The 20,958-nt window shown below is 42.8% G+C and carries 17 protein-coding genes and 3 tRNA genes; 6 read left to right on the top strand and 14 right to left on the bottom strand.

Annotated features, from left to right (window positions below):
• Positions 1-2: 2 nt before the first annotated feature.
• The 10 genes from FE392_RS15735 to FE392_RS15690 form a co-directional block, all read right to left on the bottom strand.
• Positions 3-89, bottom strand: a tRNA-Leu gene (locus FE392_RS15735).
• Between the two features lie 7 nt (positions 90-96).
• Positions 97-170 (bottom strand) — tRNA-Cys (locus FE392_RS15730).
• Positions 171-177: 7 nt separating this feature from the next.
• Positions 178-253, bottom strand: a tRNA-Gly gene (locus FE392_RS15725).
• 144 nt (positions 254-397) lie between these two features.
• Entirely contained in the window at positions 398-946 is a 549-nt protein-coding gene (pgsA, locus tag FE392_RS15720) for a CDP-diacylglycerol--glycerol-3-phosphate 3-phosphatidyltransferase (RefSeq protein ID WP_319931154.1), read from the bottom strand.
• A 56-nt stretch (positions 947-1,002) separates the two neighbouring features.
• The gene (uvrC, locus tag FE392_RS15715; RefSeq protein WP_319931153.1) at positions 1,003-2,835 is read right to left on the bottom strand and encodes an excinuclease ABC subunit UvrC; all 1,833 of its coding nucleotides are present in this window, start codon (positions 2,833-2,835) and stop codon (positions 1,003-1,005) included.
• A gap of 23 nt (positions 2,836-2,858) precedes the next feature.
• Positions 2,859-3,518, bottom strand: coding sequence for a UvrY/SirA/GacA family response regulator transcription factor (uvrY, locus tag FE392_RS15710; RefSeq protein WP_319931152.1), 660 nt, complete (start codon positions 3,516-3,518; stop codon positions 2,859-2,861).
• A gap of 368 nt (positions 3,519-3,886) precedes the next feature.
• Complete coding sequence (locus FE392_RS15705; RefSeq protein ID WP_319931151.1) at positions 3,887-4,291, bottom strand: GFA family protein; 405 nt, start codon at positions 4,289-4,291, stop codon at positions 3,887-3,889.
• Positions 4,288-4,656 carry a hypothetical protein gene (locus tag FE392_RS15700; RefSeq protein WP_319931150.1) on the bottom strand — a complete coding sequence of 123 codons (369 nt, stop codon included), beginning with the start codon at positions 4,654-4,656 and terminating at the stop codon, positions 4,288-4,290. The genes FE392_RS15705 and FE392_RS15700 overlap by 4 nt, the downstream gene beginning before the upstream one ends.
• Positions 4,657-4,889: 233 nt before the next feature.
• Positions 4,890-5,492 (bottom strand): DUF3156 family protein, encoded by a 603-nt coding sequence (locus FE392_RS15695; protein ID WP_319931149.1) that lies wholly within the window; start codon positions 5,490-5,492, stop codon positions 4,890-4,892.
• Complete coding sequence (locus FE392_RS15690; RefSeq protein ID WP_319931148.1) at positions 5,467-6,960, bottom strand: APC family permease; 1,494 nt, start codon at positions 6,958-6,960, stop codon at positions 5,467-5,469. Before FE392_RS15690 ends, FE392_RS15695 begins: the two co-directional genes overlap by 26 nt.
• A 405-nt stretch (positions 6,961-7,365) precedes the next feature.
• On the opposite strand from FE392_RS15690, the gene FE392_RS15685 reads away from it, so the two are divergent.
• Positions 7,366-8,034 carry a LuxR C-terminal-related transcriptional regulator gene (locus FE392_RS15685; RefSeq protein WP_319931147.1) on the top strand — a complete coding sequence of 223 codons (669 nt, stop codon included), beginning with the start codon at positions 7,366-7,368 and terminating at the stop codon, positions 8,032-8,034.
• 171 nt (positions 8,035-8,205) lie between these two features.
• Positions 8,206-8,727, top strand: coding sequence for a DUF6622 family protein (locus FE392_RS15680; protein WP_319931146.1), 522 nt, complete (start codon positions 8,206-8,208; stop codon positions 8,725-8,727).
• 70 nt (positions 8,728-8,797) lie between these two features.
• Here the strand turns inward: FE392_RS15680 and putP are convergent, their stop codons facing one another.
• On the bottom strand, positions 8,798-10,282 hold the full coding sequence (gene putP, locus FE392_RS15675) for a sodium/proline symporter PutP (RefSeq protein ID WP_319931145.1): 1,485 nt from the start codon (positions 10,280-10,282) through the stop codon (positions 8,798-8,800).
• A gap of 656 nt (positions 10,283-10,938) precedes the next feature.
• Between putP and putA the strand changes: the two genes are divergently transcribed.
• Entirely contained in the window at positions 10,939-14,919 is a 3,981-nt protein-coding gene (gene putA / locus FE392_RS15670) for a trifunctional transcriptional regulator/proline dehydrogenase/L-glutamate gamma-semialdehyde dehydrogenase (RefSeq protein ID WP_319931144.1), read from the top strand.
• Between the two features lie 90 nt (positions 14,920-15,009).
• Here the strand turns inward: putA and fliZ are convergent, their stop codons facing one another.
• The 3 genes from fliZ to FE392_RS15655 form a co-directional block, all read right to left on the bottom strand.
• Entirely contained in the window at positions 15,010-15,522 is a 513-nt protein-coding gene (gene fliZ / locus FE392_RS15665) for a flagella biosynthesis regulatory protein FliZ (RefSeq protein ID WP_319931143.1), read from the bottom strand.
• Between the two features lie 59 nt (positions 15,523-15,581).
• Positions 15,582-16,304 (bottom strand): RNA polymerase sigma factor FliA, encoded by a 723-nt coding sequence (locus FE392_RS15660; RefSeq protein WP_092511745.1) that lies wholly within the window; start codon positions 16,302-16,304, stop codon positions 15,582-15,584.
• Between the two features lie 264 nt (positions 16,305-16,568).
• A complete protein-coding gene (locus FE392_RS15655) occupies positions 16,569-17,540 on the bottom strand; it encodes a flagellin N-terminal helical domain-containing protein (protein ID WP_319931142.1) in 972 nt (323 codons plus the stop codon).
• Positions 17,541-18,027: 487 nt separating this feature from the next.
• Between FE392_RS15655 and fliD the strand changes: the two genes are divergently transcribed.
• The 3 genes from fliD to fliT are packed head-to-tail and all read left to right on the top strand — an operon-like array spanning position 18,028 to position 20,299.
• A complete protein-coding gene (gene fliD, locus FE392_RS15650; protein ID WP_319931141.1) occupies positions 18,028-19,503 on the top strand; it encodes a flagellar filament capping protein FliD in 1,476 nt (491 codons plus the stop codon).
• A gap of 11 nt (positions 19,504-19,514) precedes the next feature.
• Positions 19,515-19,925, top strand: coding sequence for a flagellar export chaperone FliS (fliS, locus tag FE392_RS15645; protein WP_086956342.1), 411 nt, complete (start codon positions 19,515-19,517; stop codon positions 19,923-19,925).
• Complete coding sequence (gene fliT / locus FE392_RS15640; RefSeq protein WP_319931140.1) at positions 19,925-20,299, top strand: flagella biosynthesis regulatory protein FliT; 375 nt, start codon at positions 19,925-19,927, stop codon at positions 20,297-20,299. The genes fliS and fliT overlap by 1 nt, the downstream gene beginning before the upstream one ends.
• Positions 20,300-20,958: the final 659 nt, after the last annotated feature.

Below are 20,958 nucleotides of genomic sequence, written 5' to 3'. Positions count from 1 at the left end.
TTTGGTGCCCAGGGCGGGACTTGAACCCGCACAGCCTTACAGCCGAGGGATTTTAAATCCCTTGTGTCTACCGATTTCACCACCTGGGCTTGAATCTGGAGGCGCGTCCCGGAGTCGAACCGAGGTTGACGGATTTGCAATCCGCTGCATGGCCACTCTGCCAACGCGCCTTTGTTTTGGAGCGGGAAACGAGACTCGAACTCGCGACCCCGACCTTGGCAAGGTCGTGCTCTACCAACTGAGCTATTCCCGCACCGTTTCGAACTTGTTGATTTACTTAACTTACTTCGTAAACCTCATGTGCCGTTCGATGCGTTGCATTCTACTTATTTCACGAAATGAGTCAACACAATTATTTATAAAACCCGTTCGTTCGGTGATTTTTACGTCATTTCGATCAACCTTCACGCAAATCACCCCATGCAGCGCTCAAATATTGAAACATTGACCAAAGTGTCAGTACCGCAGCAATGTATAATAAGATGAATCCGCCAACTTCAAATTCGGTACAAGGACGCCACAGTAAGCCAACCAATGCTGCCATTTGTGCTGTGGTTTTGATTTTCCCCATCCACGAAACAGCGACGCTACTGCGTTTTCCTAACCCAGCCATCCATTCACGCAGGGAGGAGATGATGATTTCACGGGCAATCATTATTGCAGCAGGCAATGTAATCCACCACGAATGGTAATGCTCCGCTATCAATACCAGTGCCGTAGAAACCATTATCTTATCCGCGACCGGATCAAGAAACGCGCCAAATCGTGTTGTCTGTTTCCATAAGCGGGCAAGAAAGCCATCAAACCAATCTGTTGCCGCAGCAATAACAAAAATTACAGCACATAACATCGGTGCCCATTGGAACGGCAGATAAAATGCCAGAACGAAGAACGGGATTAAGGCAATACGAAATAAGGTAAGCCATGTTGGTATATTTAATTGCATAATGCTTAGTAACTATCTGGCCAGGTAAAGTTTATTAGTATGGTGCATCAATACTCTTAGTGTTTCAACGCATTATAGATTTTTTCTGCCAATGCATATGAAATAGAAGGTACTTTTGCGATCTCTTCTACACTTGCGTTACGTAAGGGCTGTAACCCCCCCATGTATTTTAACAACATTTGTCTACGTTTTGGACCAATGCCTTCTATCGATTCAAGTGTGCTGGTTTTTTTCACTTTTTCTCGACGCTGGCGATGCCCTGTAATTGCGTGATTGTGTGATTCATCCCGAATATGCTGAATCACATGTAATGCAGGAGAATCCGGCGGCAATGCCAATCCCTCCCCTTCTGCCTTGAAAAATAAAGTTTCCAGCCCGGCTTTGCGATCACTTCCTTTCGCAACACCAATTAATTTGGGCTGGTTTTTGTTCCACTCAACGTCCAAGCCCTCGAAAACTTCAATTGCCTGTGCAAGTTGCCCTTTACCACCGTCAATAAAGATGATGTCGGGTATTTTAGCCATCTCAATAGCCTTGCCATAACGGCGGCGCAAAACTTGGTTCATTGCCGCATAATCATCCCCGGGAGTAATCCCCGTAATGTTATAGCGGCGGTATTCTGTCCGCACAGGCCCGTTACTGTCAAAAACAACGCAGGATGCTACTGTCTGTTCCCCCATTGTATGGCTGATGTCAAAACATTCCATGCGATGGATTTTTTCAAGGCCAACAAATGCAGCCAGTGCTTCCAATCGCTGGTGAATGGTTGATTGTTGAGAGAGTTTGGTGGTTAATGCGGTCGCAGCATTAGTGCGCGCCAATTTAAGGTAACGTGCCCTATCACCTCTTGGACGCGCCTGGATGTGAATTTTCCTGCCTGACAGTTCAGAAAGTGATTCTTCCAACAGCTCTTTTTCGGGCAATGCAAAGTCCAGCAATATTTCCGAAGGCAATGTTCTGCTTTGGCTGCCCTGAAGGTAAAATTGCCCAAGAAACGTTTGTACTACTTCGTCTAATTTTGTATCCGTCGGTATTTTAGGATAATAACTCCGGCTGCCCAATATTTTCCCTTGACGAATAAATAGAACATGTACGCAAGCCATGCCCGCTTCAAAAGCGACACTGATAACATCAAGGTCATCCCCTGCACCAGAAACAAATTGTCGCTCCGTCACCTGCCGGACTGCCTGAATTTGGTCACGATAACGAGCCGCTTCTTCAAATTTTAGTTCTCGGCTTGCCCCTTCCATTTTGCCAACCAGATCCGTTAATACTTGTTGATCTTTGCCTGCCAAAAATAAGCGAACATATTCAACTTGCTGCCGGTAATCTTCATCTGTCACAAAGCCTTTAACACAAGGCGCAAGGCAGCGACCAATTTGATATTGAAGACAAGGCCTTGAACGATTGCGGTACACGCTATTTTCACATTGCCGAATGGGAAAGAGTTTTTGCAGTAAAGCCAAACTGTCACGCACAGCCTGTAAATTAGGGAATGGCCCGAAATATTCACCTTTCGCATGCTTGGCCCCACGGTATAAAGCTAAGCGAGGGTGAGTGTCGCCACTTAAAAAGATATAAGGATAAGACTTATCATCCCTCAACAGTACGTTGTAGCGAGGTTGATAGAGTTTAATATAGTTGTGTTCGAGCAGAAGTGCTTCAGTCTCAGAATGAGTCACTGTCACATCTATCTGGGCAATGTTTTTAACCAGCGATTCTGTCTTGCGGCTGCTGACCTGTACCCGAAAATAGCTGGATAGCCGCTTTTTAAGATCTTTGGCCTTACCGACATAAATGACAGTGCCCTTCGAGTCGTACATGCGATAGACACCGGGCTGGCTGGTCACTGTTTTCAAAAACACCTTTGAATCAAATTGCTCTGCCACGATTTACCACCCATTAAATCTTATTAACCACCTTGAGTGACCATATGTTGTGCGTCCAATAAACCACAGCGTATTGCCATATGGGTCAATTCTACATCACCTTTGATATTTAGTTTATTGAACATTCTATAGCGATAACTGTTCACTGTTTTAGGGCTCAGATTCAGCAGCGTAGAAATTTCATTAACTTTACGGCCTTGGGTTATCATGATCATAATTTGCAATTCCCGCTCCGAAAGCTCATCTAACGGGTTTTCTTTTGGGGGTAATAGCTGGTTGAGCGCCATTTGTTGAGCGATATCTGGGGAAATATAGCGTTGCCCTGACTGAACAGCCCGAATCGCATTAATCATATCCTGAGGCGTTGCTGCCTTGCTCAGATAGCCCCTGACCCCTGCTTGCATCACTTTGGTGGGTAAGGAACTTTCAGTATGAATCGTCAGCATAATCACCTTGGTATCAGGCGAGTAGCGGATAATTTTTTTGGCCGCCTCAAGCCCTCCCATCCCCGGCATTCCCATGTCCATAATGACTACATCTGTGCTGTTTGATCTACACCACCTGACCGCATCTTCTCCACTCCCGGCCTCTCCTATGACTTTGATTCCTTTTACATCATCAAGGATGCCTTTAACGCCGATGCGAACCAGTTCATGGTCATCAACTAATAAAACATTAATCAAACAACATCTCCACTAACGTAATAACCACTGAAATCATAATAAATTAACAAGATCTAAAACCAGGAGAATATATTCAGTTTATCCTAATGATTTTTATAAGATAAGTCAGAAGAAGACAACTTCTTCTCTCTAGTGATAGCAAGATCTTTTTGATGAGATAGTGGATTATACTCACATTAGTGCAGAACAGAAAGAAAATTGTTACATATCAATAAAGTAAATAATTTTAACTATTATATTTATTATAAATTCACCAAGTAACTAATTCAGTGAAATATTTATAAAGCCAACGGGGAAATATATTATTTTTTGAGCGCTGTTTAACCCCATATGAATATGAGGGAAATTTTCCCCTCATATTATAAAAATTATTTAAATGATTTGAGAATATCTTGCTCGGTCAGCATTGGTGTTTTTTCAACAAAATTATAATATTTTGGTTTACGATCTACAAAAACTTGTCGTGATAATTTGCTTGAATGATTATTTTCAAACAAGGCAACTGATACGTAATAAGTACTGGGATGATGTAAATGATAGAAAAGATGAGTGCCGCAGTTTTTACAGAAAGCACGCTCTGCCCATGCCGATGATGAGTAGGTTGAAATATTTTCAGCACCTTCTATTTGTATGCCTTCCTTACACACAACAGACAGATATGGCCCTCCACCCCACTTTTGGCATACCCCGCAATGACATGCGTTAATTTCCTCTATGCTTTCATTCACTTTTAATCCCACTGCCCCACATAAACAATTACCTTGATTCATCATTTTTCCTCTTCTTTTTCATCATCATTATCGTCATCATCAATATGCCAGCTATGCAGTATTCTATGGACAAACGGTGTCACAACCATCCCAATAGCAATAAAAAAAATGCCTTGAAGGAATAATCCATAAATAGCTGCAAAATATTTTCCCAATGTGCTGACTGGCTCAATATGTAAGGTTTGAGTTCCAATCATTGAAACAGAATTCAGTAGTGCATCAGGTATTGCATGGCTTTCAATCAGGAAAAATCCCAATACGCCAGGAATTATGCCAATCAGAAAAATAAGCAAAGCATGTAAAAAGAAACGCAGTAACCGTAAAAGAAATCGATCCAGGCTAATTAATTTATCAGTAAACTTTTCCATTCTGAGGTCTCCACTAATAAATTAGCTACCAAGCTGATTGTATGTCAGTTTTTATTTTTATCAATGATCATTATCTGAACATAATAAAACCATTCAAATCATAATAATTTTCATATGGAATTAGCTACAAAAAAATCATAATAAAGAATTAATGATTGGCTTGAAGCCTAATTTTTCCATTAAAAGCCAGACGAATGGAGAAACAGATTAAATTAACCCGTTCCCCAGTTTTATTAGCGCTGAAAAAGTTTTTTCATTAACTGATCGATCAAATGTAACGTGCTCAGCAAACGGTGACGCTGTTGCGAAGTTAAACGCAAATAGCGACGAGTGGCGGGAATGCGGCTGACCATTTCTGATGCAGCAAAGTGTTCTATTTCAAAACGCCATTTCCCATTTGTAATCTTTAAACTGCACAACCTAAAATCCAATTCTTCTAATGTCTGTCTGATAATGGGGTAATTATCCAATTGCGCTATCAATGCCATGCCCTCTTTTTGTTGAGAGACAAAACGGATCTGTTTCTTACGCCACGTTCCCCCTGTTTTTACTTGAATATCAGCATTCAAAGGCTGGCTGATTGTGCCGGCAATGGAAAAGCGCGTGTAAACAATAAACGCCATAAACAAGGTTTTTACTCGTTCCGATACACAAATTACCAATTTTCCCTCTGGATACACGAGTAATTCCCCTGCCCCCGCCCGTTCGCATGGATAAGGCTGGAGATTGCGCTCCAGCTTGTTGAGGGTCAAACCCGCCTGATAAGCGGCAGGCAGGCGCTGTTGATTGATTCTCTGCCAAAATGAACGTTTAGGAGAGGCTGCGTAATGGTTCAAGTTGCGCCTCCTTCAATTCCGTTTCAGAAAAAGTTTTCAATAAGACTTGCTCCACACTGACTGGCTTGAACGGATTCACTTTCTGGACAAATACTGTCCATATCAGTGCATAACTTGCCGTCAGCCCTAACATGATCATAAAAGGAATATAAATCTCAGATTTGTCCATTCCCGGAGGTGTGATGTATACAATTGCCAGAATAATCCCAACGCTTGAGATAATTTGTGGTAACGGGAAGAAGGGAGATTTATAGGCTCGATGCAAATCAGGCCGGCGAATACGCAGCAGGATCACCGAAATCGTTACCAGTAAATAGGCAGTTCCCCATGAACATACTGCCGCCAAAACCAATGGAATGATGCGCGTCAAATCTCCCTGAATGGCAAAAGCGTGAATGCAAGGGATCATGACAGCAACCAATATACCGAAAATCGGTGTTTTGAATCGAGGATGCAAATAAGCGAAAATACGCGGCAAAGCCCCATCCAACGCCATGCCATACAAAATACGGGGAACAGCCGCCATCAGTGTATTAATGGTGGCAGCACCTGCCAGTAACAACCCAATGCCAATCCAGTATTTGCCGAAATCTCCCATTATCTGGCCCGCAAAGGCAGGAATTGCCATCGGCGTTTCAAGCAGGCTGACATTATTTTCCGGATCGACAATCACGTTTTCTACCTGATGGGTCATCGCCGCACCATACATAAACATACAAAGCGCGACACCGCACAACCCGAGCGCCATCGCCCGCGGGATAACTCTGGCTGAGTTTTTTATTTCAGGTGCCATCGGTGTCACCAATTCACAACCGACAAACATAAACATGGCCATACCAATCAAGCTCAATACTGTTGTCGGATCGGAAACATTCAATGCTTGGCCAAACCACCCCTCTGCTGAGGCATGAAATGGCATCAATAATCCACACAAGCTGAATATAACCAACGTACTCCACATCGCGAAAGTCAGGACTATCTCAACCTTACCGAATATCTCGATGCCAAAGGCATTCAGTAATCCGAAAATGATCACCAGCCCAACGCCAACCATCCATGAAGCATTATTGCTTTCCATAACGGCATTCAGCCCATCGAAGTTAACCAGTGCCATCACGCCCGACAAAATTGTTTCCGCCGTACCCGCAAAAACATGTACAACCAGATAAGCGGATAACGCCCCTGTAATCGCCCAAAAACGGCCCATGCCACAAGAAATGTAATCGTACACTGACCCGGATGTAGGCAGAATGGCGGCAGCTTCCGAAAACGTGGTCAGCTGTGCCTGCATCATGATAAAACTGAGCAATACAGCTAAAGCAAAAGTATCACCTCCGATGCCAAACCCGCTGGTCACCGTTAAAATAACCGGACTTGCCATGATCACCCCGACAGAGCTGGCAATGGTTGTCGGAAAACCGACCTTACCCTTTTCAATATGTGATGTTAATTTTGAGGATATATTCATTTTTCTTCCCTCTTTTACTCTGCATATAACCGATTTATTTGTTCATTTTTTGTAAATAAAAAGCTGACTGTTTTGTAACTATAGAAATAAGAGTAAAAGAGTCGCCATCGTTCTAAAGAACGATAGACATATGAAGAGTAAGGTTTTCATTGCCACCGAAAAGTACCGGAAGACACAAGAAAAATACCATAAATCAAAGAATATCAATTGGTAATGAAATTATAATTTATTAACTTATTAATAAATAGAATTCATTATGTGCAAATCCATATTCATCAATATGTTAATTGGTTTAAATTCATTTAAAATAATGCAACAAACATCACATTATTAACATGTATTTTTTGTGTTGAAGCAAAGAAAAGGCATGATAAATACAAGGGTTGTATCAAATAGGATAAACCAATGAGTACACCACCTTTCAGCTATCATCAACGTACTTTGATTAACTGTTGTTTGGATACAATCGCCCATATTATTCCTATTTCAGCTGCCGTTTATTATCTTGTAAACGAATCATGGCAGCCTAATCACCATGTCCTGTATGACATCCCCTTGCAAATGCATCAGGCTTATCTGGAGCATTTCACACAGTTAGATCCATTGAGACCAGACAATTTCAGAAATGATGAACAGCAGATAATCGGCATGAACCACAATATGAAAGAGCATAACCAACGCTTTTATCATGATTTTATGCAACCGAATAACTTAACCGATATGACCGAGATATTTATCCGTCGCAGAAATAAAATTATTGCCGGTATCTCCGTGATGAGGGATGTTCCCTTTCAGCATCAAGAAATCATGCGGTTAAATGCCATCCTGCCAGTTGCTGAATTAATGACATTCGATATTATCCCGGATTCATTAATATCTTTTACACCCAAAGAGCAGGAAATTATCCATCTGGTCAGGGAGGGTTCAAGTAATAAGCGTATTGCACTGCTACTCGGTGTTTCCTTATCCACAGTGAAAACCCACCTGCGTAATATATTTACTAAAGCCGATGTCACTAACCGTACAGAATTAGTTTCTTCAGGTTTCATTATTCGCAAAGACAAAGCATGTTAAGGCAATTTTCCTTTGATTTATATTTTTTAATTCTATCGTGCTGTCTATTTTACATAAGATAGATATAAGCCAAATATTGGCGAAAATAACCTTCGTTGACAATAATGATAAAAACAAGATTGTAAAATATTTGCCTCGTCTGTATTGAGGATTTCGAACCGGGGAATTTTGATGAACAATATCGTGTCAGTTACCAGCATAATAAAAGACACTCCTGTCTGGGTTTGGGTTTTATTTGTATTCCTTGTCTTAAGAGGAATTAAAGCCCTGTCAGACCGTGAAATGCGGATAGAACGTCTTTTCTTATTACCGATGATCTTTTTAATTTGGGGGATATATAGTGTTCTCACTGAAACTTATTTCTCAAATGAATCATTAATGATGTTTGGAATAGGCTTGATTCTGGGGATCGCTATTGGTTGGCTAATATGGAAATCACAACCCAGATTAAAAAGCAAACCTGACAGCACTTTGATTATTCGGCCAGGAACACCGCTGACATTAATGTTGATTTTGGTGACTTTTATCAGCAAGTTTATAATAACCTCCATGTTGAGTATCCACCCAACATTACTGCATTCGCTGCATTATAATCAGTTCTTCGGCCTATTCAGCGGCATTCTTGATGGCGTTTTCTGGGGAGGCACGCTCAATCTTTTTATCCCATGGTACAAAGATAAAAACAGAACTTAATCGCTTGAATTGAAAAGCCCCTGAATATTCAGGGGCTTTTATCTATTGATTTCATTTAACTTTTATAAAATCATTTGGTCTTATAATGCGCTTCAGCGACTTCAAAGCGCTGTTGTGTTGCTTGGCTTGGCTCTTTCCCCAACAAGCTCACTACCACAATAGCGATGGTCGCGAAGATAAAGCCCGGGATGATTTCGTACAGTTCGAACCAACGGTATTCCATCCATACCAGTACTGTGATAGCACCAACCAGCATACCTGCCAGCGCACCATTGCGGGTCATTCGTTTCCAGAGTACGGAAATCAGAACTACGGGGCCGAATGCAGCGCCGAATCCTGCCCAAGCATTACTCACCAGCCCCAAGACTTTATTATTCGGGTTAGTTGCGATAACAATTGCGATGATTGCCACCAACAGAACCATCATGCGGCCAACCCATACCAATTCTTTCTGGCTGGCTTTAGTGCGTATAAATGCTTTATAAAAATCTTCGGTCAGCGCACTGGAACAAACCAACAGCTGGCAGCTCAGCGTACTCATTACCGCAGCCAGAACTGCTGACAGCAAGATCCCCGTGATCCACGGATTGAACAGAAGGATGCCCAACTCCATAAAGATGCGCTCACGGTTTTCCAAGACCGGGCCTGCATGCTCCGGGTACATGTCAAAATATGCGATGCCAAAGAAACCAACAGAAACAGTCCCCGCAAGACACAGCAGCATCCATGTCATACTGATACGACGGGCTTTATGGATAGTTTGATGTGAATCTGCCGCCATAAAACGAGCCAGAATATGCGGTTGGCCAAAATAGCCGAAACCCCATCCCAACAAAGAAACAATGGCAATGATGTTCAAGTTCTTGAACATATCTAAGTATGCGGGATTTTTTGCTTCGATAATGCTGACAGCGGTATCAACGCCACCCACTTTAAACAGGATAAGTATGGGTACCATAAGCAATGCGAAAATCATCAAGGTTGCCTGCACAGTATCTGTCCAGCTGACAGCAAGAAACCCACCGAGGAAGGTATAAGCAATGGTTGCCAACGCGCCCAGCCAAATGGCTTTTTCATAGCTGATGCCGAACGTGTTTTCAAACAGCAAACCACCAGCAACAACACCTGATGCGCAATAGATCGTAAAGAAAACCAAGATAACCAATGCAGAAATGATGCGCAGGATTTTGCTCTTGTCTTCAAAGCGATGTGTAAAATAATCGGGCAATGTTAATGCGTTATTACTTACTTCAGTATGCACACGCAATCTACCTGCGACCCATCGCCAGTTCAGATATGCGCCCATAAACAGGCCCAATGCGATCCAACTTTCTGAAATACCGGAGAAAAAAATCGCTCCCGGCAGTCCCATCAATAACCAGCCACTCATATCGGAAGCGCCAGCAGATAATGCCGTTACCACACTGCCCAATCGCCGGCCACCTAATATGTAGTCATCAAAATTTTTGGTGGAGCGATAAGCCATAAAGCCTATCAGCAACATTCCTGCGATATAGATAATGAAAGTAATGAGCATGGGTGAATTTACTGTCATGCAGGTTCTTCTCCATAGTGTTTTGTAAATCGTGTTTTGTAAATCGTATTTTTTAAAATTGCGTTTTAAATCATGTAGCTGCAAATACGTTATTTGCGTAATCAATGCGACTTATACTGAATAAGTGCATTAGGCAGACCGCTTTTTAGCAACCTGCCGTTGAGCAACCGTCTTTGAGCAATTTACTTTTGAGCGATGTCCCTTGAATAATTACCTTCGAGCAACTACTTTTAAAGCAGCTCACTTTCAATCGAAAGGTAGACAGTTGCACCCAGAGATAGCATTAGTTTTTATGTATATTATTTATATTCGTAATTATTTAAAAATTACATTCTATCCTAGTTTAGTTAAAACATTTTTAACAACAAATTAACTCAAATTTTTATGAAAAACGCTTGCCGAATCACATTTATCCTTTGATAAGTTGCACCTCTCATGAAATAGCCAGTTATACCTAACGTTTATAAGCGTTAAAATAAATTCATTATATATCAATTAGATAAATAAAAACCAACCATTAACATTTATCTAATTGATATAAAAACAAGATTAGATTCACAAATTTTAAACGGCAGCTTTTAACAAAGTTGCACAAAGTTGCAACATGGCAGATATTGTATGCAACTTGGTTATGTCATACCTATTAAGGAGTGAGAATGGGTAGTACCACTATGGGCGTGAAGCTCGATGAAGCAACGCGTAATCGTATTAAAGCTGCTGCACAACGAATTGAACGCACACCACACTGGCTGATTAAGCAAGCCATCTTTAATTATCTTGAACGCCTGGAAAATGAGGACAAGATCCCAGAATTACCAGCCGGGCAGGATAGCAAAGAAGAAAAGATTTCCGAAGAAGAATCACAGATTGAGGCGCCTTATCAACCATTTCTGGATTTTGCCGAACAAATTTTACCCCAATCGGTGAAACGTTCTGCAATCACTTCCGCCTATCGTCTACCCGAAACACAGGTTGTTCCAATGTTGCTGCAACGAGCGCAGCTCTCAGAAGAACAGGCTAAAGCAACTCACAAACTGGCTTATTCCATTGCCGAAAAACTGCGCCAGCAAAAACAAGGCATCGGTCGTGCCGGATTGGTGCAAGGGCTATTGCAGGAGTTTTCACTCTCTTCACAAGAAGGTGTGGCACTGATGTGCCTTGCCGAAGCCTTGTTGCGCATACCGGATAAAGCCACCCGTGATGCGCTGATACGTGACAAAATCAGCAACGGTAACTGGCACTCTCATTTGGGGCAAAGCCCTTCCATGTTTGTCAACGCCGCGACATGGGGATTACTGTTTACCGGTAAGCTGGTGTCCACCCACAATGAAGCCAAGCTATCCAAGTCATTGAATCGCATCATCAGCAAGAGCGGCGAGCCATTGGTGCGCAAGGGCGTGGATATGGCAATGCGTCTGATGGGAGAGCAATTTGTTACAGGCGAAACCATTGCCCAGGCACTTGCCAATGCCCGCAAACTGGAAGAAAAAGGTTTTCGCTACTCTTATGATATGCTCGGTGAGGCCGCGCTGACCGAAGAAGATGCACAAGCCTACATGGTTTCCTATCAACAAGCGATCCACGCAATTGGCAAGGCATCAAACGGCCGCGGTATTTATGAAGGGCCGGGCATATCCATTAAACTTTCAGCCCTGCATCCACGTTATAGCCGCGCCCAATACGAACGCGTGATGGATGAACTCTATCCACGCCTGCTTTCTCTGACGTTGCAGGCCCGCCAGTATGATATTGGTATCAACATTGATGCGGAAGAAGCAGATCGTCTTGAGATTTCTCTCGACCTGCTGGAAAAACTCTGTTTCGAGCCAAAATTAGAAGGCTGGAACGGTATCGGTTTTGTGATCCAGGCTTACCAAAAGCGTTGTCCTTTCGTCATTGACAGCATCATTGACTTAGCCCAGCGTAGCCGCCATAGGTTAATGATCCGTCTGGTAAAAGGTGCCTACTGGGACAGCGAAATCAAACGCGCCCAAATGGATGGGCTGGAAGGCTATCCGGTATACACCCGCAAAGTTTATACCGACGTTTCTTATATCGCCTGCGCCCGTAAACTGCTTTCCGTACCCAACCTGATCTACCCGCAGTTTGCGACCCACAACGCCCATACTCTCTCTGCGATTTATCATCTGGCCGGGCAGAATTATTATCCGGGGCAATATGAATTCCAATGCTTGCATGGTATGGGCGAACCGCTTTATGAGCAGGTTGTCGGTAAAATCTCTGACGGAAAACTTAACCGCCCATGCCGCATTTATGCCCCGGTAGGGACGCATGAAACACTTTTGGCCTATCTGGTACGCCGTTTGCTGGAAAATGGTGCCAATACCTCATTTGTTAATCGGATTGCCGATACTTCCCTGCCGATTGATGAGCTGGTCGCTGATCCGGTCAAAGTCGTGCAAGACTTGGCACAAACCGAAGGGCAAATTGGCCTGCCGCACCCTAAAATCCCTCAGCCCCGCGATCTATACGGCAAAAATCGCGTGAATTCGTCGGGTCTCGACCTTTCCAATGAGCATCGACTGGCTTCCCTTTCCAGTGCCCTGCTCAGCTCGTCAATGGAAACATGGAGCTGCGAACCTTTATTGGGTGGCAACTACCAGCATGTTGGCGAACTCCCTGCTGCCATCGCGGTCGCTAACCCAGCCAGACTTTCTGATATTGTGGGCTATGTCCGAGAAACCACAGAGCAAGAAGTCAGCCACGCCCTGAATACAGCCACTGACGCAGGTGCAATTTGGTTTGCCACTCCCCCTTCCGAGCGGGCGGCCATTTTGGTACGTGCAGCAGATTTAATGGAAAATAACCTGCAATCTCTGCTTGGCATTCTGGTGCGTGAAGCAGGAAAAACATTCAACAATGCGATTGCTGAAGTCCGTGAAGCGGTAGATTTCCTCTATTATTATGCGGATCAAGTGCGTCAAGATTTTGCCAACGATACCCATCGCCCACTGGGGCCTGTGGTTTGCATTAGCCCGTGGAACTTCCCTCTGGCAATTTTCACGGGGCAAATTGCTGCTGCACTGGCGGCGGGTAACAGCGTTCTGGCAAAACCTGCGGAACAAACTCCCCTGATCGCGGCTGTTGCCGTGAAAATGCTGCATCAGGCAGGCATTCCCCGCGATGTACTGCAATTATTGCCCGGCCAAGGGGAAACGGTTGGTGCATCGTTGACCGGAGATGAACGCGTACGCGGCGTGATGTTCACAGGCTCCATCGAAGTTGCTGCCCTGCTGCAACGCAATATTGCCGGACGCCTTGATGCGCAGGGTCGCCCAACACCGTTGGTTGCAGAAACCGGCGGCTTGAATGCCATGATTGTCGATTCCTCTGCATTGACCGAACAGGTTGTCACGGATGTCGTTGCCTCTGCTTTTGACAGCGCCGGGCAACGTTGTTCTGCCCTGCGCATTTTGTGTGTTCAGGACGATGTCGCTGAAAGAACAATTGCCATGCTGAAAGGTGCAATGGCTGAATGCCGGATGGGCAATCCTGAACATTTATCCACGGACATCGGCCCGGTCATTGACGCCGAAGCGAAAGCTGGCATCGAGCGCCACATTCAGGCCATGCGTGCCAAAGGCCGTACGGTTTATCAGGCAGTACATGAAAACGCCGCAGACAATCTGGAATCATCACAAGGGACTTTTATCAAGCCGACGTTGATTGAGCTGGAAAGTTTTGACGAATTGAAGAAAGAAGTTTTCGGCCCTGTTTTGCATGTTGTACGTTTCAATCGCAATGAATTGGATAAGTTGCTGGATCAGATTAATGCTTCCGGTTATGGCTTAACGTTGGGAGTTCACACCCGCATTGATGAAACCATCGTACAAGTTACCAACAAAGCGAAAGTCGGCAATTTATATGTCAACCGCAACATGGTAGGTGCAGTCGTTGGCGTGCAGCCATTTGGTGGTGAAGGTCTTTCCGGCACAGGGCCAAAAGCCGGAGGCCCTTTGTACCTGTATCGCCTGCTATCACAACGTCCGGTTAATGCCGCTGCGCAAACACTGGAGCGCCAAGATAACGAGTACGAACTTGACGCAAAAATGCGAGTTGCCCTGCACTCGCCTCTCTACAAATTTGCGGATTGGGCTGCCGAACAGAATAATGATGCATTGAACCAGATTATTCAGGAATACAGCTTGCTAGCCCAAGGGGGAACAATTCGCTTGCTGCCGGGGCCGACAGGAGAACGCAATACTTATACCCTGCTGCCTCGCGGTCAAGTTCTGTGTCTGGCTGATAATGAACAAGATGCACTGGTGCAATTGGCGGCGGTACTTTCCGTCGGTTGTCAGGCCATGTGGGAAAAAGATGAATTGCACCAAGGTCTACAACGCCAGCTACCGGATGAAATTCGTCGACATATTCATTGGGTAAATGATTGGCAGAATGACGAAACCAAGATGGAAGCTGTTATTTATCACGGTGATTGTGATCAACTGCGCCATGTTTGCCATGCGATAGCACAGCGGACTGGGCCGATTATCTCCGTACAGGGATTTGCCCGTGGTGAAACCAATCTGTTGCTGGAACGTTTGCTGCATGAACGTTCATTAAGTGTCAATACCGCAGCGGCAGGCGGTAATGCCAGTTTGATGACGATTGGTTAATTTCTGTCAGAGACAGAATACAAAGAGGGGAATACGCACAAGCAGTATTCCCCTCTCAACTCTTTTCATGTAATAGGTCAGTGCAGTTAATTAATGGCTGCCCTGTTGCCAGCTCAGATATTGCTCATACTTACGCAGTGCAATATTGTAATTACTGAAAGCTGACTGGGATAATTTCTCGCTGAGTTGTTCCTGAATTTTTTCTGGCGTAAACTCATTGGCCGGATAATTACTTGAAGTCAGTAACTCATCCAAGCGTCTTAAACGAACCACATACTCCCGTACTGTACTATGGCTCATCTCCGTTTGTTCAAACAAATACTGCTTAAATGACATAATGTCGAAATAATCAGTTTGGCTATTACAATAAATTTCACTACAAAAGCGGCACAGCGCCACGAATTTACCCTGTAACTCATTCCAGGTTTTGTCATCTACTAATTCAGTCATCTCAGAAATCGCTTCTTTATTGATGACCTGACCGTTAAAAACAAGTGAAATACGGTCAAGTGTTTTATGACAATGCAAACAATGAGTCTGACTATGTTTATAGTCCTTGATATAACGGCTAAGAGGCCGTTTCTTTTGTGTTGTAACAGACATAAGAGATAAAGCCCTGTGTATAGTCTATAGTCTTAACAAAAAAACAAATAAGCAAAAAGTTACTTCTCTGGATTCAAACGCGCTTTCAGCCTTTTTATCGCTTGGCTGTGAAGCTGACTTACGCGGGATTCTCCTACGTTAAGTACTGCGCCGATCTCTTTAAGATTTAGTTCTTCCTGATAGTACAGCGTAAGAACCATTTTTTCCCGTTCAGGCAATGATTCAATAACATCAATTACCCGTTGACGAAGATCACCTTCCAGCAACCGTTGGAGAGGATTTGTCTCATGCTCTTCCTCAATCACTGGTTCACAATTTTCACCGTGAATTTCATGCCATTCGTCATAAGAAAATAGTTGACTGTTATTTGTGTCTAACAGTATTTGCCGATATTCTATCAGATTAATCTTTAATTCTTTAGCAACTTCCTGCTCACTGGCTGGACGGCCTAACTCTTGCTCAAGTTTACGGATGGTTTGCGTGACTTCCCGTGCATTACGCCGCACACTACGCGGAGCCCAATCGCGGCTCCTCAACTCATCCAACATTGCACCTCTGATGCGCTGTACCGCATAAGTGGTAAACGCGGTTCCTTGCATGGAATCGAAACGTTCCACTGCATTCAGCAAGCCTATGCCACCGGCCTGAAGCAAATCATCGAGTTCTACACTGGCAGGTAACCTGACCTGTAGCCTCAGGGCTTCATGGCGAACTAGTGGTACATAGCGCTTCCAGAGGCTATTTTTGTCCATCACGCCTTCGGCGGTATACAAATCGCTCACAACAACAGACACCTTTGGATAAGAGACTGGATACCATTATCCAATCACCTAACCGGTACAATCGTTTGAACAATGAAGTAAAAGCGCTTCTTTTTCACCTATGCGAAATTTTTTCATGCCCGCCTGAGTACGTTGCAAGTTTCAGGCTGTCCCTGACAATCGCCATAAAATGGCTAAAAAATAAGGATCGGCAAGCCGATCCTTATTTTATAAGCGTTGTCTATGCAGGTTGCCCTGCATAAATGCTCAACCGAGAAATAAAAATTAACGCAGCAGAGACAGAACAGTTTGTGGAACCTGGTTAGCCTGAGCCAGAACAGAAGTACCAGCTTGTTGCAGGATCTGACCACGGCTCATGTTAGAAACTTCAACCGCGTAGTCAGCGTCTTCGATACGGCTACGAGCAGCGCTCAGGTTGTTAACAGTGTTGTTCAGGTTGTTAACAGTGGATTCCAGACGGTTCTGAACCGCACCCAGGGAGCTGCGCAGGCTGTCAACTTTAGCCAGAGCTTCGTCCAAATCTTTCAGAGGCTTTGAATCAGCATCTTTTACGCCTGGATGCTCTTTTTTCGCTGTTTCGAGAGCTTCTTTTGCTTCTTTCACAGCTTTTTCTTCTCCACTCTTGTCTGTAGCAGTTGAATCTTTCAATGCTTTTTCAGTTTTTGCTACTTCTTCTTCAGCTTTTTTCACTTCTTCAGATTTTGGTGCTTCAACACTAAAAGTTCCCAGACCTAATTCTGTTTTGTCAATTTTTTTCAATTCAACATCAATTGTTTCACCATCGTTAGCACCAACCTGAATTTTCAGGGTAGTATCTTTGCTCAATACTTTTACGCCGTTGAACTGAGTTTGCTTAGAAATACGATCGATCTCGTCCAGACGCTGAGTGACTTCTTCCTGAATCGATTTCATATCGCTTTCAGAGTTAGTACCGTTTTCCGCCTGAACAGTCAGTTCACGGATACGTTGCAGGTTGTTATTGATTTCGTTCAGAGAACCTTCGGTAGTCTGAGCAATGGAGATACCGTCGTTTGCGTTACGTGAAGCCTGAGTCAGACCTTTAACGTTAGCAGTGAAACGGTTAGCAATCGCTTGACCAGCAGCATCATCCTTCGCGCTGTTAATACGTAAACCAGAGGACAGGCGCTCAATAGCAGAACCCAAAGTACCTTGAGATTTAGTCAGGTTGTTCTGAGCCAGCAGAGACGAGTAGTTGGTGTTGATTACTGATGCCATAGTAGAGTTCCTTTTTAGAATCAAGTCGATATAATTAGTTTGAGCTTATTTGCTCACGGTGTTCATCACCGCCAACAGTTTTATCGACCCCTCCCAAAAAACCTTTAATGTTTCTTGAAAAAAGTTTTAATTTTTTTTCTTACCCACTGTTTATCCTACGGATTTCACGCTGCATCGCGGCGACAAGAAAATGACAAATTCGTAAGAATTAATGGCGTCAGTCAAAGGCTGACCAAAGATTGAGAGGCTGAACTTCTCTGTAATTCCCGAGAATATAGATAGCTGTATGTTTATAAAAACAGTGACCAGAATTAGCGAACGCAACCAACAAAAAGGCAATGTGAAAGACGACAAATATACTGATAACCCAAACAGCGCCTGTTCTCATCAACTATTCAGCCCATCAAAAAAATCATTTTATCAGTAAACTTTTCGCAAATTATTCCGATAACAAGTCCAGTGATGCTTTACTAATAAAGGAGTCAACATGGCTAGCATTTCCTCATTAGGGGCCGGGTCCGGGATGGATTTGGGTTCTTTGCTGGATAAACTTCAGGCAGCAGAAAGAAAACGTTTAGAACCATTAGCACAACAACAAACCAGTTATAAAGCTAAACTGACCGGCTTTGGTACGTTAAAGGGCAGCTTAGAAAAGTTACAATCAGCATCAGAAGAACTGAAAAAGTTCGACAAGCTCAATACAACTAAGACAAGTGAAGAGCATAAAGCGTTTACCGCAAGCACGGATTCTAAAGCCAGCCCCGGTAACTATGAGATTGAAGTGAAGCAACTTGCCAAATCTCAATCTTTGCAGACCAGCGCCGTTTCCAGCGTAAAGGAACAATTGGGCAATATTCCTGCACAAGGCAATAGCCGTACTATCATTATTGAGCAGCCAAGCGACAAAGAAGGCAAGAGCGAAAAAAGGCTCATGAAGATTTCTCTGACAGATGAGCAAACCTCTCTGATTGAAATTCGTGATGCGATCAATAAGCAGGAAGGTGACGTTAACGCCAGCATTATCAAAGCAACCGATGATAAAAATTATCTGATTTTGACCTCCAAAAAAGCAGGCACAAAATCCATGATGACGATTAAAGTTGAAGGCGATGATAAACTGAATGCATTGCTGGAATATCCGCCAAAAGATAAAAGTGCGGCTGGCGCAATGACAGAAAAAGTTGCCGCAGCCAATGCAAAACTAACAGTTAATGGCGTTGAAATTGAGCGTCAGACCAATGAAATAAAAGATGCACCGGAAGGCGTTATCCTGAATCTAAAAAAAGTTTCGGAAAAAACTACCGAAAAATTTATAGAGAATGGAACAGAAAGTGTCAAAGAAGTAGTGAAAACCGAAACATTGGTGATTACCCGCGATATCGAACCAATGAAAGAGGCGATTAAAAAGTGGGTCGATGCTTATAATGAAGCACAAACTACTTTCGATTCACTGACGAAATATAAACCTGTCGGAAAAGGTGAAGCGGCTTCAAAAGACAATGGCGCCCTGCTTGGTGACGGTACATTAAAAGGTATTCAGAGCCAATTAAGACACCAAATTTTTGCAGCACAAGATGTTGCGGACATTGCCACGCTAAATAAATTGGGCATTAAACAAAAATTAGATGGCACACTTGAAATCAGCAACGAAAAACTGGAAAAGAACTTAAAAGAAAAACCGGCTAATGTGAAGGCTTTCTTTATGGGCGACGGTGAAAAAACCGGTTTTGCAACTCAGACCTATAATTTATTGAAAAAAACGCTAGATAGTCACGAAGGGACTATTGCCACAGCAACTGAAGGTATCAACAAACGTCTAAAAACAATTGAAAAACAAGTTGAAAGGACGAATGATAATATTGATGCCACAATGGAGCGCTATAAGCGTCAATTTACCGAATTGGATAAACTTGTTAACTCACTAAATAATACAAGCTCATCCTTATTCCAGCTTTTAAGATAATAAAGGACATTATGTATCAACGTTCGGCAAGCCAGTTATATGCTCAAGTAGATCTTGAGAGCGAAATTATGAATGCCTCTCCCTACCAGTTGATTCAGATATTGTTCAATGGGGCGCTCAGCGCCCTACGTCGTGCAATCATTCTGATGCAACAGGGCAATATTCCAGAAAAAGGTTTAGCTATTTCAAAGGCAATCAATATCATTGATAATGGTCTCAAAGAAGGATTAGATTTTGAAAAAGGCGGCGAAATTGCGCAAAATCTTTCTGCTTTATATGATTATATGAGCCGCCGTCTACTCCATGCCAATTTACGCAATGATGAGAAGGCCATTACCGAAGTGATAGATTTACTCACCGAGATTTCAGATTCTTGGCGGCAAATAGGTCCTCATTACAACGCCAGTCAGGATATTGTTTAATGAAAAATGATATGGATCTTTTGTCAGCTTACCAGCAGATCCTTAGTTTAAGTGAGCAAATGATTGATTTAGCTAAAAATGGAAAGTGGGATGAGCTTGTTGATATGGAAATCACTTATCTGAAGGCAGTAGAAGTGGTTACTTTAATGTCAGAAAACTCAGATGCACCTATTTCATTACAGCAGCAATTAACCAAAATTTTGCAAACTGTCTTGGATAATGAAAAAGAAACTAAGAGATTGTTGCAAAAAAGATTAGATGAACTCAGCGACCTGATTAAACAGGAAAGCTGCAAGCAACTTCTACATGATACTTACGGGCAGTTCCCTGTCAGCGACTATGATATGGAGCTAACAACGATAGAACCCAAATAAAAATAACAACGGCACCAGTAATTTTATTTTTAATAACACTAAATAATGGTGTCATTCATTTTCTGCATTTCAGGTGGTGTCAATTCGTCACCATCATTTTTTTGATTAGCCTAATTCGGCACTTTATTTTATTTATAATTTGCAAACAATCAAGAAAAGTTAATTATATTTTTTAACAAAAAATTAACCACCAGATAATAACAATGATTCCTTTAAACAGTTTTCAGGAGATATAATCATCATATTCTACCGTCAATCAAATTTCTTATCATATTAATAAATAATATCTTAATTTACATTATTATTTATATATTATTAACTATCAAAATAGCATTTTCTTCAGTAGAAGATAATCTAAATTATTATGCCAAAGTGAAATAATAGACTTCGCTAAACGCCCCGTAGTGGTTATTGAGTAAAATAAATATCTTATTCAATACAATGCGCTATCAACACTCATTGCCAGATATCCACCGGATAAAACAAGTTACCGATAACACTATTGGATTAGATAGTGCCCTACACTTAACCAATCTAAATACCCATTCCTTTGCCTGATAACCCCCTCCATATAATTTTTATTATTACTTTAATTACCCCAACAGAATAATATCCATCCATTGAGCATTAGTGCATTAATATTACACCTGAAAATTAAG

The sequence above is a fragment of the Xenorhabdus santafensis genome, assembly GCF_033949405.1.
GTDB lineage: Bacteria > Pseudomonadota > Gammaproteobacteria > Enterobacterales > Enterobacteriaceae > Xenorhabdus > Xenorhabdus santafensis.
Note: the sequence above shows the minus strand (reverse complement) of the source record. Positions and strands in the feature narration are given on the sequence as shown.